Source organism: Arthrobacter sp. Soil762 (assembly GCF_001428335.1).
Taxonomy (GTDB): Bacteria; Actinomycetota; Actinomycetes; order Actinomycetales; family Micrococcaceae; genus Arthrobacter.
Map to the genome: position 1 here is coordinate 893,862 of NZ_LMSG01000001.1, position 14,259 is coordinate 908,120.

The window sequence follows — 14,259 nt, forward strand, 5'->3', positions numbered from 1 at the left end:
TGGCGCGAATGGACACTTGGGGCCCTCACACAGCGAAGAACAGGCCGTATCTGCCCGTTTCGCGCAAAGCCTCAGGAAGGACTCAGGACAGGCGCACGCGCAGCAGCTCCGGGACTTCGTCCGCCTCACGCAACCCGGAGGTGCCGCGCATCGTGACACGCACGGCGTGGGCAACCACGGCCCCCAGCCCGCCGTCGTCGGGCGCCGATTCTTCCATCACCGCGTCCCGCACCCTGCGCTGTTCGGTGGAGCCGGTGCCGCGGGCAATGATGTCCTCGACGCCCTGCCGGGCCAGGGAAAGTTCGTCCTGCTCGGCGAGGACCGGAGCCAGATAGTCCACCAAGGATCGCACCACGTCGACGGCCGGCGCCGGCCTGAACGTGCCAAAATCCAGCAACTCACCATTCAGGCCACTGCTGCTCGCCTGCCATGCCGCCATCCGTAGCAGCACCGTGGGCACCGGGGCCGGCTCCACGCCGTCGCGCCATTCACGGCTGGCCGATTCGACCAGGGCCCGCACCAGCACCGCGATCAGGGCAGCGTCCTCGGCGCGGAGGCAGACGTCGGCCACCCGGACCTCAACCGTGGGGTGGTTCCGGGACAGCCGGGCGTCGAAATAGATCATGCCTTCATCCAGCAGCACGCCACTGTCCAGCAGACGCGTGACCACCCTCCGATATGCGGAGTACGTGCTGAAAATGGCCGAAGGGCCGGACATAGGCCAGCGGTTCCAGGCCTGGGTTCGGTAGCTCTCGAATCCTGTGGGCATCCCGTTCCAGAACGGCGAATTTGCGCTCATTGCCGTGAGTACTGCCAGTTTGTCCCGGATCCTGTCCAGCACGGCCACGCCCTCGTCCTTGGATTCGATGAACGTGTGGACGTGGAAGCCGCAGGTCAGCTGCTCCTGCGCGGTCAGGCCGAAGCGTTCCAGCATCCGGGCATAGCGGGCGTCCGGAGTGGTGTGGCTCGCAAGGCCAAACGGAGAAGTGGCCAGCGCGGCGACCCTTGCACCGTTCTTGATGGCCGCCTGGTCCGCCAGCAGCCGGCCGGCCCGGATCTGCTGCAGCAGTTCTGCGTACTCGAGGCAGGGACGGGTCTGGGTCTCGATCTGCTCAAGCTTCAGCTCGGCAGTCAGGCCAGTCCAGTCGTCCTGAGGGGTTTTTTCCTTGGCTGCCAGCGCATAGGGACGTTCCGGGGCGTCGTCGGCTGCCATCCGCCGGCCGGACAACATCGCATCCGCGAGGGCAAGCGGCTCCCCCGTGTCCGGATCAACGATCAGGAGCTCTTCCTCGACGCCGAATGTACGCATTCTTATATTGTGCTGCAACGGTCAAGGAGGCGGCAGCCCACGGGTCGTCGGATTCTGCTCAATCATCGGGTATGCAGAGACGGAAAGGCCGGAATGCCACGGCCTGATGCCGGGCCAGCGCGAATGATGGTGCAGAATCCGACGAAGCCTAGTCCTGGAAGTACTCCACCTTGGCTCCGATGGTGTTGAGCCGCTCGGCCAGGTCTTCGTAGCCGCGCTCGATCACGTAGATATTCCGCAGCTCCGAAACACCCCGCGCCGCAAGCATGGCAAGCAGCAGGCAGGCGGCGGGGCGAAGTGCCGGCGGGCAGCCCACCTCGGCGGCCCGCCACTTCGTGGGGCCGTTGACGTAGATCCGGTGCGGGTCCAGCAGCTGCACCTGGGCGCCGAGCCGGTTGAGTTCCGTGAGGTAGATGGCCCGGTTCTCATAGACCCAGTCGTGGATCATGGTCTGGCCGTGGGCGTTGGCGGCGATGACCGCGAAGAAGGGCAGGTTGTCGATGTTCAGGCCCGGGAACGGCATGGGGTGGATCTTGTCCTCGGGCGCCCGCAGCTCGGACGGTTTGGTGGTCACATCCACCAGCCGGGTGCGGCCGTTGCGCGCCACGTACTCGCCGGAAATCTCCAGCTGCTGGCCCATCTGCTCCAGTGTGGCCAGCTCGATCTCCATGAACTCGATGGGGACGCGGCGGATGGTCACCTCTGAGTTGGTGACGATCCCGGCGGTGATAAGGCTCATGGCCTCGATGGGGTCCTCGGACGGGAAATACTCAATGTCGACGTCGATGAGCGGCTGCCCGGTGATCTTCAGTGTGGTGGTGCCCACGCCGTCGATCTTCACGCCCAGCATCTCGAGGTAGAAGCAGAGGTCCTGGACCATGTAGTTGGGGCTGGCGTTGCGGATGACGGTGGTGCCGCGGCGGTGCGCCGCTGCCATGATCGCGTTCTCGGTGACAGTGTCCCCGCGCTCGGTCAGCACAAAGGACCGGTCGCGAGTGTCCGGCAGCGGAGCCTGCACGGCGTAGAAACCGGCAGTGGCCTCCACGGAGAGCCCGAACTGGCGCAACGCCTGCATGTGCGGCTCCACGGTGCGGGTGCCCAGATCGCAACCGCCGGCATACGGCAGGCGGTACTCCGCGGATTCGTCAAGAAGCGGGCCCAGGAGCATGATCACGCTGCGGGTGCGGCGCGCCGCGTCCACATCCATGGCATTGAGGTCCAGGACGGCGGGGCGCCGGAGCTGGAGATCGGTGTCGTTAAGCCACGTGCACTCGACGCCGATGCTGGTCAGGACCTCCACGATCCGGTTGACCTCTTCGATCCGGGCGAGGCGGCGCAGGACAGTGGTGCCGCGGTTGATCAGGCTGGCGCACAGCAGCGCCACACCGGCGTTCTTGCTGCTGTTGACATCCACCGCCCCGGAAAGCGTGCGGCCGCCTTCGATCCGCAGGTGCGTCATCTGCGGTTTGCCCACTTTGACGATGCTGCGGTCGAGAATGGCTTCGAGCCGCTGGATCATCTTCAGGCTCAGGTTCTGCTTGCCCTGCTCCATCCGGGCGACGGCGCTTTGGCTGGTTCCCAGCGCTGACGCGAGCTGGCCCTGGGTCCAGCCCTTCTCGGTCCGGGCGTCCCTGAGTGTGGCGGCGACGTGCTCGGCAGTTTCCTGAATCATAAACAAAAAATATCACAGATGAGCTATTCGATGCGATATAAACCGGAGTGGCGACTGAACTCCCAGCAAATACCCGATTCATGAGATAGCCGCTCTTTGATGCTTGTCCTTGACCCTGCCACCCGCTCGGCGGGAGACTGAAGCATCGGGCTCGCCCGACAAGCGGAGGAATGCCCTGCATGAGGCCTGCCAGGTATGGGAATGCGGCTACAGCATCCCGTGCTTTAGCGTGATCGTGGGCACCGTCAGCACCTCCAGCAACCTTTATGCCCTGCCCAGCTGGCCGGCAGGCGCCCGCACGGCCTTCGGAGCCACGGCCAACTGCTCGAATGCGCCGCTAACGCCTGGCGGCAAAGTCACCCTGACCCAGTTCGTCTCAAGGGGCTTCGACTACGACCACTCGTGCATTTAGCAAGCACAGCGCGGCGTAGCCAGAATCCAGAAGCATGGCCCGCCCGGGCTAGCGCCAGACGAAGTTCCAGGTCCCCATCCCGGCCGCGGCAACCACAGCAGCCGCCGCGATCAGCACGCCGCCCACCAGTACCCAGGCGTCCAGCGGCGAATACGTGGATTCCCGGGCCCACGTCCGCTGCCCGGTGCCGAAACCGCGGGCTTCCATGGTGATGGCCAGGCGGGAAGCGCGGCGGATGGCCTGGACCAGCAGCCCAAAGCTCTGCCCGAGACTGGCCCGCAGCCGTTGCAGCGGACTGCCCTGCGAGCCGACGCCGCGGGCTCGCCGCGCCATGCCGATGGTCTGCCACTCCTCGGCCATAAGTCCCACGAGCCGCATCGCTGCCAGCGTGCCAAGGACAAAACGGTGCGGCAGCCGGGCCTTCTGGGCCAGCGCATCGGCGAGGTCGGTGGGGTCTGTACACGTCATGAGAAGGATCGCCGGGAGGGCAATCGCGAGTCCGCGCAGCATAAAACCGATTCCCAGCTGCAGGGAACCCTCGCTGATGGACCAGATCCCGACGTCGAGCAGCACAGCGCCGCTGTCCGCCGCGACGATCGCCGTGCTCCAGCCGCCCAGGGCTGCCGCGAGGATGAGCGGCCAGCCGCGCTGCCACAAGAGGCGCAGCGTGAGGCCAGCCAACGGAAAGAGCGCCAGTTCCGCCGCAAGCGCCACCGAGGCCGACACCCAGTCGATGGAGAGCGCCAGCACCAGGGTGATGAGGAAAACGACGGCGAACTTGGCCAGCGGGTTGGCACGCGTCAACAGCGCGTGGTTGCCACGGAGGGTCAGGGCATCCCTCATGCCGCACCTGCTTCCTGGCGGGCGCCGCCGCGGGAGGCCGGGCCCAGCCGCAGTTCGGCCCCGCCCAGGACGGCGCTGAATTCCTGGTCGTGGGTCACGGAAACCACGGAGGTCCCGGCGTCGAGCAGTTCTGAGAGGAACGATGCGAGCTCGGCCCAGGTGTTGGCATCCTGGCCGAAGGTCGGCTCGTCGAGGACCAGCACACGTGGGTGGGCGGCCAGAACCGTGGCAACCGACAGGCGCCGCTTTTCGCCTCCCGATAGCGTGTACGGATTGGCGTCCACCAGGTGCGTCAGGCGCAGCCGTTCCAGCAGTTCTTCAACCCGCTCCTCGCCATGGCCCAGGTGCCGCGGGCCGAACATCAGCTCGTCCAGCACGCGGCCGGTAACGAACTGGTGCTCGGGCTCCTGGAACACGGTTCCGATGCGGGAAATCAGCTGGTTGGCTTTCCATTTGAAGGGATCGATCCCGGCCCCCTCGGAAAGATCGACGGCGGCGGACACGTTCCCCGCCACCGGCGCCAGAAGTCCGGCGAGCGTCAGCGCAAACGTTGACTTTCCGGCGCCGTTGGGCCCCGTGACGGTGAGTGCCTGGCCGGAACGGACCTGGGCTGTGATGCCCTGCTGCACCGGCACGGGAGGGATGGTCCGGAAGCCACGGCGCCGCGGACGCTCGCGGGAGACGGCAAGGTCCTCGGCAGCCAGCAGCAGGTCACCGGAGCCTGCGGACACGCGGCGGCGGGTTGCCGGAACATGGCCCGGCACCCAGACGCCCGCGCCGATCAGCATGTCCCGTGCCTCCGCGAGCACCTGGTCCGGCGGCCCGTCCAGCAGGACCGCGGACGTGGCGGCGGAACTTCCAGCGGAGCCCGCTGCCGAGCCCGGCTGCAGCACCACAATCCGGTCCACCAGGTCCTTCCAGACGGACACACGGTGTTCCACCACTACGAGTGTGGCGCCGGTTTTGTCCAGGCAGCGGCCCACGGCGTCCCGGACTTCCAGCACACCGGCGGGATCCAGGTTCGCGGTGGGCTCATCCAGCAGGATCAGCCCGGGCCGCATCGCGAGGATCCCGGCTAGCGCCAGGCGCTGCTTCTGCCCGCCGGACAGGGCCGACGTCGGGTGGTCCAGCGGGAGCCCGCCGGCACTTGGCCCGCCCCCGGCGTCCAAACCTGGCCCGCCGACGTCGTTCAAACCGCCGCCGGCACTTCGCAGCCCGACGTCGTCGAGCGCCTCGTGGACGCGCCGCCAGATCTCGTCCCGCGGCACGGCGAGGTTCTCGGCGCCGAAGGCGACGTCGTCACCCAAGCGGGAGAGGACCACCTGCGTTTCGGGGTCCTGCTGCATCAGGCCGGAGCGGCCGCGCTGCCCGCGGGGCACCACGCCGTCGATCAGCAGCGAACCGGTTTCGTCGGCGTCGTCCCCTTCGTCCCCCAGCACCCCTGCGAGCGCGTGCAGCAGCGTTGACTTGCCGGCGCCCGAGGGGCCCAGCAGCAGCACCCGCTCGCCGGGAGCGATGTCGAGGTCGAGCCCGTGGACGGCGGGCGCGGAACGTCCGGCATGCCGCCAGCCCCAGCCGCGGGCGGACACCGCGGCGGGGCGCACTGCGGAGGCGCCGGCGTCGGAAGCGGTCATCAGTTGAAGACGGGCTCCGACGCTGCCTTCCGGGACGCGAACGAGCTCAGCACGCCGGTCTTGGCCAGGCCGCGGGTGGCGATCCAGGACAGCACACCCGCAATGACCGCGCCGGAGATGGTGCAGAACACGATGTACGCGAGCTTGTCGCCGGGCTCGTAGGCGATGTTCCAGCCCCACGGCAGGAAGGAGTCATTGAGGCCGCAGAACAGGCCTGCCCCGGCACCGGCCAGCAGCGCGGCGATGAGGTTGTACTTCTGGTGCAGGAAGGACTTGAACCGGAAGTTGCCGTACACCAGCAGGAAGAACACCAGTTCGGCGCCCAGGCCCTGGAGGAGTCCGGAGATCAGCACCGTGGCGCCGTACTGCGAGCCCATGATGAGTTCGCCGGTTGCGGCCACCGCTTCGCAGAAGAGCGCCGCGCCGGGTTTGCGGATGATGAGCATGCCCAGCACGGCCGGGATCATCCAGCCGCCGGCGATCAGGCCGGTCAGCGGGGGGTAAACGGCGTTCATGGGTGCGGAGACGATGCCGGCGCCCTGGGACCAGGCCCAGAAGATCACGCCGCCGGTGATGGCGATGAGTGCCGCCACCACGATGTCCACAACGCGCCAGGTGTTGCCGTTTTTTTTGATTGCTGCAGTTGTCATTTTGGTCCTCCTGAGGAACAGGAGGGGAAAGTGCCCCGGCGTGCGGCGCTGCCGCCGTTTCCGGACACTTCGAGAACTCGACTCCCTTGCGCCGGTACTAACCGGATCAGGTTCGAGGGTCTGCGGCTGTCCGCACTCTCAGCGCCCACCTGCGGTTCCCTGGCAATGCCAGGATGTCCGACGGCGGCGCTCCCCTGTCGTAATAAATCTGCCCTGATGGGCGTGCTCCAGTTTACACCGCGGGCGGGGTAGATTGTGGGCCATGACTGCCAACAACCCGACTGTGACTGCGTTCAATCCCGATTCGACAGTGCCCCAGCCGGCGGGGCGGCTTGAGGCCCTGATAGCCCGGGTCGAAGCCGAGATCAACGAGCTGCAGTTTCCGCATTTCAGCAAGGACGACTCCCTGAACCTCGGGCTGCTCCTGGTGGAGTTGGGCAAGAGCCGGAAGCTGCCCATCGCGATCGACATCACCAAGGGTGACCAGGTCCTGTTCCACGTGGCCCTGGACGGCGCCACCCCGGACAACGGGCGCTGGATCCGGGCGAAGCAGCGCACCGCCGCCAGGTATGAGGTCCCGTCGTTGTTGGTGGGCCTCCGCGGCCGGCTGCACGGCGGCCGGATCGAGGACCACGGCTGGTTCGACGAGTCCACCTACGCCCCGCATGGCGGCGCCTTCCCGGTCTACGTCACCGGCGTGGGCGCAGTGGCCACAGTGACGGTCTCGGGCCTGCCCCAGCAGCAGGACCACGATCTGGTGGTGGAGGCCCTGCGGGAGATTCTGGAGTCGATGCGGCCGGGTTAGGCTAAAGGCAGTCCCGGATCCGCTCACAAGGAGTTCAACGAATGAACCTGTTCATCAAGCTGCTCGGCACTGCAATCAGCCTCGGCGCCGGATTCGTCGGCACCAAGATGGTCAATACCGTATGGGAAAAGTCCACCGGCCGGAAGCCCCCGACCGGCAGGGATGAAGACACCCCCACGAGCCTTCGCTCGGCGCTGACGTTCGCGCTCATTTCGGCCTCGGTCAGCACTATCATCCAGGTGCTCGCCAACCGTGGCACGCAGCGGGCCATCACCCGCTTCGCCAAGTCCCAGGACATCGTCTAACCGCATCACCACCCCCGGAGTTTTGTCCAGATAATCGGCCCAAACGGCGAATTCAACCGGCCGAGATACCCGATTATCTGGACAAAACTCACACGGGACGCTGGGGCTGCGCGTGACGCTCAGTCCCGCCGGCCGCCGTCGGACTCGTCATCCCGGGAAGACTCATCCCGGGCCGACTGGGCCGCTTTCTGAACCACGGCCTCGAGTTCATCGGAGCTGAGGAGCTCACGGTGCAGGTGTTTGGTGCGGTACCCGGCGCGGCCCACCATGTGGGCGGAAACCGGCACCGTCAGCAGCTGGAAGATCCAGGCCACCAGCAGCACCGGCCACACCCACCAGCTGCGCAGCTGCAGGCCGATCGCCGCCAGGAGCAGGAACAGCCCCAGCACCTGGGGCTTGGTGGCCGCGTGCATGCGGCTCAGCAGATCCGGGAAGCGGAGCAGGCCCACAGCGGCGGCGAGCGACATAAGGGCACCCGCCACCAGGAACACCGCCGAGACGGTGTCGATGACGTTGTCAACCACGCTGGCCTCAGGATTCATTGGCTTGCTCCCGCCGGTCGGCCACGAAGCGCGCCACGGTCACCGAACCGATGAAGCCAACCACGGACAGCGCCACCAGCAGCATCAGGTTGTTCAGGTGCCGGTTGACGGCCATGTCGATGCACAGGGCAGCGCCGAGGATCGCGAGCAGGACGTCGGAGGCCAGCACCCGGTCCAGCAGCGACGGGCCGCGGGAGATCCTGATGATGGCTCCTGCCGCTGCCAGCGAAAGAATGACTGCCGTGACAGCCAGGACGGTCTGCATCATGCTGCGGCCTCCTGCCGGATTGCTTCGAGTTCTTCGCGGGTGCCCATGATCCTGATCAGGCCCGCTTCGATGGAACGGACTTCCTTGCGCAGGCTTTCCACTTCTTCCGGGCTGCTGACGTTGAGCGCGTGGAGGTAGAGGGTGGACGTTGACCGGTCGACCTCCACCACCAGGGAGCCCGGGATCAGCGAAATCACGTGCCCGGTGGCGGTGACCATCAGGTCCTGGTGGCTCCGCAACGGCACCGCGACGACGGCGTTGATGACCCGCGGACCGCGGACGGCCGCCAGATACATGACCTCGACGCTGGCTGCCGCCACCCTGCCCAGGAAATGCAGGGCGAAAGGAATGGCGTGAAGAATGTTGAAGCGGCCGCTGAGCTCCACCGGCGGCAGGTAGAACATCCGGGCCACAAGCACGGCCAGCAACGCGCCGAATAGCAGGTTGCCGGGGCTGAAGTCCTGCCACAGGGCGCCCCAGACAATCACCAGCCATACCAGGAGGGGCAGTTCCTGGCGCAGGGAAATCCGCCGTCGGCTCATTTGCCGCCTCCGTCTTTCAGGGCCAGCGGGGGAACTTGTGTATCCTCGCCCAGGACGGCCTGGATGTAGGCGGACCGGTCCAGCATTTCGTGGGCGGCCTGGTCCGAGAGCGTGAACAGCGGGCCCGCGAAAACAGTGAGTGAGACGCCCAGGACCACCAGGCCCAGGGTTGAGCCCACCATGGTGCGGGGCAGCAACGTGACGTTTTTGCGGCCTGCCCGGCTGCCGGTGTCCGAATCCTCCGGCTCGGCCAGCAGGACCGGGTCCGGGTGCTCGGCGTCCGAGGGCTTGCGCCAGAATGCGCGGTTCCAGACCCTCGCGACAGCCAGCAGGGTCAGGAGGCTGGTAACCACGCCGCCGATCACCAGGGCGTAGGCCAGGGGCGTGCCCAGCTCGATGCCCGCCTGGATGAGCCCCACCTTGCCCAGGAAACCGGAGAACGGCGGGATCCCGGCCAGGTTCATGGCGGGGATAAAGAACAGCAGGGCCAGGATGGGTGACAGCTTGGCGAGGCCTGCCAGCCGGTCCACGGAGGAGCTGCCGCCGCGGCGCTCGATCAGGCCCGTGACCAGGAAGAGGCTGGTCTGGATGGTGATGTGGTGGGCCACATAGAACACGGCGGCGCCCAGCCCGGCCACCGAGGACATGGCCAGGCCAAACACCATGTAGCCGATGTGGCTCACCAGGGTGAAGGACAACAGACGTTTGATGTCGCTCTGGGCCAAGGCGCCAAGGATTCCCACCACCATGGTCAGCAGCGCCGCCACCATCAGCGGAGTGTTCAGGCCGTCGCCGGGGAAGAGCAGGGTTTCCGTGCGCACCATCGCGTACACACCAACTTTGGTCAGCAGGCCGGCGAACACGGCGGTGACCGGCGCGGGCGCCGTGGGGTAGGAGTCAGGCAGCCAGAACGAGAGCGGGAACACGGCCGCCTTGATGCCGAAGGCCACCAGCAGCATCACGTGCAGCAGGGTCCGGGTTCCCTCGTCCAGGTCCGCGAGCTTGATGGCGAGATCGGCCATGTTCACGGTTCCGGTGGCGCCGTAGACCATGGCGATGGAGATCAGGAACAGCACCGAGGACACCACGGAAACCACCACGTAAGTGACGCCGGCGCGGATACGCGGGCCGGTTCCGCCAAGTGTCATCAGTACGTAGCTTGCCGTCAGCAGGATCTCGAAGCCGACGTACAGGTTGAACAGGTCCCCGGACAGGAACGCGTTGGAGACCCCTGCCACCAGGATCAGGTAGGTGGGGTGGAAGATCGACACCGGGGCGTCCTGGTCGCCGTCGGCCATGCCCTGCCCGGTGGCGTAGACCAGCACCGCGAGGCTGATAGCGGAGGACACCACGAGCATGAGGGACGAGAACTGGTCCACCACCATGGTGATGCCCCACGGCGGCAGCCAGCCACCGATGTGTACTGCGGCGGTTCCGCCGTCCCATACAGAGGCCAGCAGCAGGCACTCCAGCAGGAGTGTCAGGGATAGCACGCCGATGCTCACCGCGCGTTGGGCGCGGGAGTGCCGGATCAGCAGGAAGGCCAGGGCGGCACCGAGGATGGGAAGTACGACGGCGAGCGGGGCAAAGCTTGCGATGTTCACTTCACACCTCCTTCGGGACCAGGGGTTACGTTCCGCGAGCCGGGTTGCTCTTCAGCGGCGGCATCCGAGGCAGGAATCTTCTTGGCACCGGCGGTGACGGAACCGGTCTCATCCGGGGCGTCCGCCGCCGTGGGGTGATCCGAGACCGTGCGCCCGTCGCCGCCCAGCATGGTCAGGGGAAACTCGGAAGTTTCGGCCGGAATGGGGGCGTCATCCTCGGCGTCGAAGCGGGGTGTCTCGGCGACACGGAGGTCCTCGATGTCGTCCTGGATCTCATCCTGGCGGGCCAGGACCCACGTGCGGTAAATGATGCCGAGCATAAACGCCGTCACTGCGAACGAGATCACGATCGACGTGAGGATCAGGGCCTGCGGAAGCGGGTCCGAGTACTCCTGGGCGCCGGTGTCCTTGTTGTACAGCGGCGCCAGGCCTGCGTAGCCGCCGGTGGCCAGGATCAGCAGGTTGGTGGCATTGGCCAGCAGCATCAGCCCTAGCAGCACCCGGGTGAGGCTGCGTTCCAGGATCAGGTAGATGCCGCATGCATACAGGGCACCCATCACGGTCAGCAGGGTCAGGTTGACGCTCATCCTTGGCCCTTCGCGGTGCTTTCGGCGGGGACGCCCGCGGGCTGCTTGGCGTGCACGTCCGCGTGCACCCCTGCAGCGGCAGGAGCGTCGTCGCTTGGCGCGTCCTCGGCGGGCGCAGTTCTCTGCTCTTCGAAGTGTTCGTCGATCTCGGATCCCAGGCTGCGCAGCACGTCCAGCACCAGGCCGATCACCACAATGTAGACGCCGATGTCGAAGATGGTGGACGTGACGAATTTGATGTCCCCGAACACCGGAAGCCAGAGTTCGATGATGGCGGTCTGGAACGCCTGGCCGCCCAGCAGCAGAGGAACCACACCGGACGCCGCCGCAGTAGCGAGCCCGATCCCCAGCAGCGTTCCGGCGCCTACGGGCGTGGCCTCGCGCAGTTCGAACCGGCCGCCGGCCAGGTAGCGGATGGCCAGGGCAAGCCCGGCAGTCAGGCCGCCGGCGAAGCCGCCGCCGGGCAGGTTGTGGCCGGCCAGGAGGAGGTAAAGCGAGAAGATGATCAGGGAGTGGAAGATCAGGCGCGTGACCACTTCAAAGATAATGGAACGCCGTTCCGGTGCCAGCGTGCGCCCCGCCACGATCCAGGCATCCCGGGCGGAGGCGGCGAATTTGCGGCTGATGGCCAGGGCCGCGGCTTCCCGCGATCCGGGATCCACTGCGACCTGGCGGCCGACGCTGCCCTCGGCAATGGTTTCAGAGACCCTGGTCCGGTCGCCGCGGCCGCGGACGAAGATGAGGCTGGCAACACCTGTGGCGGCCAGGGCAAGGACGGATATTTCACCGAAAGTGTCCCAGGCGCGGATGTCCACCAGGGTCACGTTGACGATGTTCAGCCCGCCGCCGCCTTCATAGGCAAGGCGCGGGAATTCCAGGGACACGGGGACGGCCACCCGGGCGCCCATGGCGTGGATAGCGGCGAAGACCATGGTGACGCCGAACGCCGCCCCGATGATCACGCGGATCACCCGGTACTTGCCGCCGGTGCGGTCGCGGAGTTCCGCGGGCAGGCTGCGCATGGCCAGGACAAAGGCCACCAGGATGATGGTTTCCACAAGCATCTGTGTGAGGGCCAGGTCCGGCGCGCCCTGGAGCGCGAACATCAGGGCGATCCCATATCCGGTCACGGACACCATCAGCACGGCGAGGAACCGTTTGTTGGCCTTGACCGCGGCCAGCGCGCCGATCACAATTCCCGCCCCGACCACGGGCTGCAGCGGCGAGTAGGGATCGATGAAGTACAGGTTGTCCGGCAGCGGCTTGCCCGCCAGCACCATGGCGGTCAGCGGCAGCGCGAACGCCATCGTGAGGATCACGGCGAGGTAGAAGTACAGGGAACCACGCTGCGTGCGGCCCGTAATCCAGACCGCGGTGTCGTCCAGGGCGCCGATGGTGAGCTGGTACATGCGGTCGCCGTCGATCCAGCCGGGAATGCGGGACTGCGCGCGGGCCACCAGGTTCCGTCCGAAGTACATCGCCAGGCCCAGGGCGAACGTGAGAGCGGTCAGTCCCAGGGCGGGGGTGAAACCGTGCCACAGCGCAAGGTGGCCGGCCTGCTCGGCCGGTGTGCCGGCGTCGGACGCGGTGGAGGCGAACAGCGCGGCGTAGGGCTGGACCCAGGCGTCCACCGGCGCCGGCCAGAGGCCGTAGACGATGCTGAGGAGGCTGAGGAGGGCCGGGGCCGCCAGGAAGGAAGGCTTGACGGCCTTGAACGTGGTCCGCTCAATCCCAGGCTTCACCGCGAACGCTCCCCACATAAAGCGTGCACTGTAGGCGAAGGTGAGAATGGACCCGAGGACGATACCCGCGAGCACCACCATGCTCCAGGCCTCGCCGCCGGAAGCGTGGTGGACAAAGGCTTCCAGGACTGATTCCTTGGCCACAAATCCGGCGAGCAGCGGGACGCCGGCCATCGAGGCGGCACCGATGCCGGCCACAATTCCGAGCGCGCGGGACTGCCGGAAAACGCCGGACAGCTGGCGCACATCGCGGGTACCGGCCTGTTGGTCGATGATGCCCACCACCAGGAACAGGGTGGCCTTGAACAGTCCGTGGGCGAGAAGCATCGCGAGGCCGGCGAGGGCCGCGTCCGGAGTGCCCAGCCCCACCACCATGGTCAGGAAACCCAGCTGGCTGACGGTGCCGTACGCCAGGATGAGTTTGATGTCGGTCTGCCGGAGCGCCCGGTAGCCGCCAACCAGCATGGTGGCCAGGCCCAGGCCCAGCACAATGGACTGCCAGTTGGCGGTGTCGGAAAATCCCGGGGCGAGCCGCGCCACCAGGTAGATTCCGGCCTTCACCATAGCCGCGGCGTGGAGGTACGCGCTCACCGGAGTGGGGGCCGCCATGGCTCCCGGGAGCCAGAAGTGGAAAGGAACCAGCGCGGACTTGCTGATGGCGCCCGCCAGGATAAGTACGACGGCGGCGGCCACGATTGCGCCGGAAGGTCCACTTATCAGCGTGGGAGCCTGAGCCAGGATCGCCGAGATCCGGTACGTGCCGGCACTGTGGCCCAGCATAACCAGGCCCACCAGCATGGCCAGCCCGCCCGCGGTGGTGACCATCAATGCCTGCAGCGCCGAACGCCGGGCCGCCAGCCGGGTGCGGGCGAAGCCGATCAGCAGGTAGGACAGGATGGTGGTGAGTTCCCAGAAGATGAACATCAGAAGAAGATCGTCAGCGATCACCAGGCCGAACATCACTCCCGCGAAGGCAAGGAACTGGGCGCCGAAGCCTCCGAGGTCCTGGTCCTTGACGCTGAAGTACCGGGCGCAATAGACGAGCACCAAGGCGCCGATGCCCAGGACAAGGAGCGACATCACCCAGGCAAGGGGATCGAGCCGGAAGGCGAATTCAAGGTCAAGCCCGGGGATCCACGGGAAGACTTCCGAGACCGCGCCGGCGTCCGAGTACACGGCGCCGTGCTGGAACAGCAGCCAGCCAAACGAAGCAGCGGGTACAGCGGCCAGCGCATAGAAAGCGTTGCGGCCCCATGCCCTGAAGAGAAACGGCGCCACGGCAGCCACCGCAAAGTGCACGGCAAGGACTGTGATCACTGGTATCTCCGCAACGTCAGGGATTCG

General features: G+C 66.8%; 14 protein-coding genes and 1 riboswitch. Of the genes, 3 read left to right on the forward strand and 11 right to left on the reverse strand.

Features of this window, described 5'->3' with window-relative positions; all coding sequences use genetic code 11:
* Positions 1 to 82: 82 nt before the first annotated feature.
* Complete coding sequence (locus ASG77_RS04225; RefSeq protein ID WP_056341333.1) at positions 83 to 1,309, reverse strand: glutamate--cysteine ligase 2; 1,227 nt, start codon at positions 1,307 to 1,309, stop codon at positions 83 to 85.
* A 148-nt stretch (positions 1,310 to 1,457) separates the two neighbouring features.
* On the reverse strand, positions 1,458 to 2,981 hold the full coding sequence (locus tag ASG77_RS04230) for a UDP-N-acetylglucosamine 1-carboxyvinyltransferase (protein ID WP_056341336.1): 1,524 nt from the start codon (positions 2,979 to 2,981) through the stop codon (positions 1,458 to 1,460).
* A 235-nt stretch (positions 2,982 to 3,216) separates the two neighbouring features.
* Between ASG77_RS04230 and ASG77_RS04235 the strand changes: the two genes are divergently transcribed.
* Positions 3,217 to 3,393: a hypothetical protein gene (locus ASG77_RS04235; protein WP_156380166.1), complete on the forward strand. Its 177-nt coding sequence runs from the start codon at positions 3,217 to 3,219 to the stop codon at positions 3,391 to 3,393.
* 48 nt (positions 3,394 to 3,441) lie between these two features.
* Here ASG77_RS04235 and ASG77_RS04240 read toward each other — a convergent pair whose 3' ends face one another.
* Genes ASG77_RS04240 through ASG77_RS04250 form a run of 3 tightly spaced genes read right to left on the reverse strand, consistent with a single transcriptional unit; the run spans position 3,442 to position 6,520 of the window.
* Positions 3,442 to 4,236, reverse strand: a complete 795-nt coding sequence (locus ASG77_RS04240; protein ID WP_056341339.1) for an energy-coupling factor transporter transmembrane component T family protein — start codon at positions 4,234 to 4,236, stop codon at positions 3,442 to 3,444.
* Entirely contained in the window at positions 4,233 to 5,870 is a 1,638-nt protein-coding gene (locus tag ASG77_RS04245; protein WP_056341341.1) for an ABC transporter ATP-binding protein, read from the reverse strand. The genes ASG77_RS04240 and ASG77_RS04245 overlap by 4 nt, the downstream gene beginning before the upstream one ends.
* On the reverse strand, positions 5,870 to 6,520 hold the full coding sequence (locus ASG77_RS04250; RefSeq protein ID WP_056341343.1) for an ECF transporter S component: 651 nt from the start codon (positions 6,518 to 6,520) through the stop codon (positions 5,870 to 5,872). The genes ASG77_RS04245 and ASG77_RS04250 overlap by 1 nt, the downstream gene beginning before the upstream one ends.
* A 65-nt stretch (positions 6,521 to 6,585) precedes the next feature.
* Positions 6,586 to 6,726: riboswitch (TPP riboswitch) on the reverse strand.
* A 56-nt stretch (positions 6,727 to 6,782) separates the two neighbouring features.
* Between ASG77_RS04250 and ASG77_RS04255 the strand changes: the two genes are divergently transcribed.
* Together ASG77_RS04255 and ASG77_RS04260 are read left to right on the forward strand one after the other, a co-directional pair.
* Positions 6,783 to 7,325: a heme-degrading domain-containing protein gene (locus ASG77_RS04255; protein ID WP_056341345.1), complete on the forward strand. Its 543-nt coding sequence runs from the start codon at positions 6,783 to 6,785 to the stop codon at positions 7,323 to 7,325.
* Between the two features lie 41 nt (positions 7,326 to 7,366).
* Positions 7,367 to 7,630, forward strand: coding sequence for a DUF4235 domain-containing protein (locus ASG77_RS04260; protein WP_056341347.1), 264 nt, complete (start codon positions 7,367 to 7,369; stop codon positions 7,628 to 7,630).
* Between the two features lie 119 nt (positions 7,631 to 7,749).
* Here the strand turns inward: ASG77_RS04260 and mnhG are convergent, their stop codons facing one another.
* From mnhG to ASG77_RS04290, 6 genes are read right to left on the reverse strand one after another with little or no spacing between them, the layout of a single operon-like run.
* Positions 7,750 to 8,172: a monovalent cation/H(+) antiporter subunit G gene (gene mnhG, locus ASG77_RS04265; RefSeq protein WP_056341349.1), complete on the reverse strand. Its 423-nt coding sequence runs from the start codon at positions 8,170 to 8,172 to the stop codon at positions 7,750 to 7,752.
* Positions 8,162 to 8,440 (reverse strand): monovalent cation/H+ antiporter complex subunit F, encoded by a 279-nt coding sequence (locus tag ASG77_RS04270; protein ID WP_056341351.1) that lies wholly within the window; start codon positions 8,438 to 8,440, stop codon positions 8,162 to 8,164. The genes mnhG and ASG77_RS04270 overlap by 11 nt, the downstream gene beginning before the upstream one ends.
* On the reverse strand, positions 8,437 to 8,982 hold the full coding sequence (locus tag ASG77_RS04275; RefSeq protein WP_056341354.1) for a Na+/H+ antiporter subunit E: 546 nt from the start codon (positions 8,980 to 8,982) through the stop codon (positions 8,437 to 8,439). Before ASG77_RS04275 ends, ASG77_RS04270 begins: the two co-directional genes overlap by 4 nt.
* On the reverse strand, positions 8,979 to 10,586 hold the full coding sequence (locus ASG77_RS04280; RefSeq protein ID WP_056341356.1) for a Na+/H+ antiporter subunit D: 1,608 nt from the start codon (positions 10,584 to 10,586) through the stop codon (positions 8,979 to 8,981). Before ASG77_RS04280 ends, ASG77_RS04275 begins: the two co-directional genes overlap by 4 nt.
* Entirely contained in the window at positions 10,583 to 11,173 is a 591-nt protein-coding gene (locus ASG77_RS04285) for a Na(+)/H(+) antiporter subunit C (protein WP_056341358.1), read from the reverse strand. The genes ASG77_RS04280 and ASG77_RS04285 overlap by 4 nt, the downstream gene beginning before the upstream one ends.
* The gene (locus ASG77_RS04290; protein ID WP_056341360.1) at positions 11,170 to 14,232 is read right to left on the reverse strand and encodes a Na+/H+ antiporter subunit A; all 3,063 of its coding nucleotides are present in this window, start codon (positions 14,230 to 14,232) and stop codon (positions 11,170 to 11,172) included. Before ASG77_RS04290 ends, ASG77_RS04285 begins: the two co-directional genes overlap by 4 nt.
* Between the last annotated feature and the right edge of the window lie 27 nt (positions 14,233 to 14,259).

Coding starts and splice junctions, on each gene's coding strand:
- ASG77_RS04225 (WP_056341333.1), bottom strand. CDS start 1,309: ATGCGTACATTCGGCGTCGAGGAAGAGCTCCTGATCGTTGATCCGGAC.
- ASG77_RS04230 (WP_056341336.1), bottom strand. CDS start 2,981: ATGATTCAGGAAACTGCCGAGCACGTCGCCGCCACACTCAGGGACGCC.
- ASG77_RS04240 (WP_056341339.1), bottom strand. CDS start 4,236: ATGAGGGATGCCCTGACCCTCCGTGGCAACCACGCGCTGTTGACGCGT.
- ASG77_RS04245 (WP_056341341.1), bottom strand. CDS start 5,870: ATGACCGCTTCCGACGCCGGCGCCTCCGCAGTGCGCCCCGCCGCGGTG.
- ASG77_RS04250 (WP_056341343.1), bottom strand. CDS start 6,520: ATGACAACTGCAGCAATCAAAAAAAACGGCAACACCTGGCGCGTTGTG.
- ASG77_RS04255 (WP_056341345.1), top strand. CDS start 6,783: ATGACTGCCAACAACCCGACTGTGACTGCGTTCAATCCCGATTCGACA.
- ASG77_RS04260 (WP_056341347.1), top strand. CDS start 7,367: ATGAACCTGTTCATCAAGCTGCTCGGCACTGCAATCAGCCTCGGCGCC.
- mnhG (WP_056341349.1), bottom strand. CDS start 8,172: ATGAATCCTGAGGCCAGCGTGGTTGACAACGTCATCGACACCGTCTCG.
- ASG77_RS04270 (WP_056341351.1), bottom strand. CDS start 8,440: ATGATGCAGACCGTCCTGGCTGTCACGGCAGTCATTCTTTCGCTGGCA.
- ASG77_RS04275 (WP_056341354.1), bottom strand. CDS start 8,982: ATGAGCCGACGGCGGATTTCCCTGCGCCAGGAACTGCCCCTCCTGGTA.
- ASG77_RS04285 (WP_056341358.1), bottom strand. CDS start 11,173: ATGAGCGTCAACCTGACCCTGCTGACCGTGATGGGTGCCCTGTATGCA.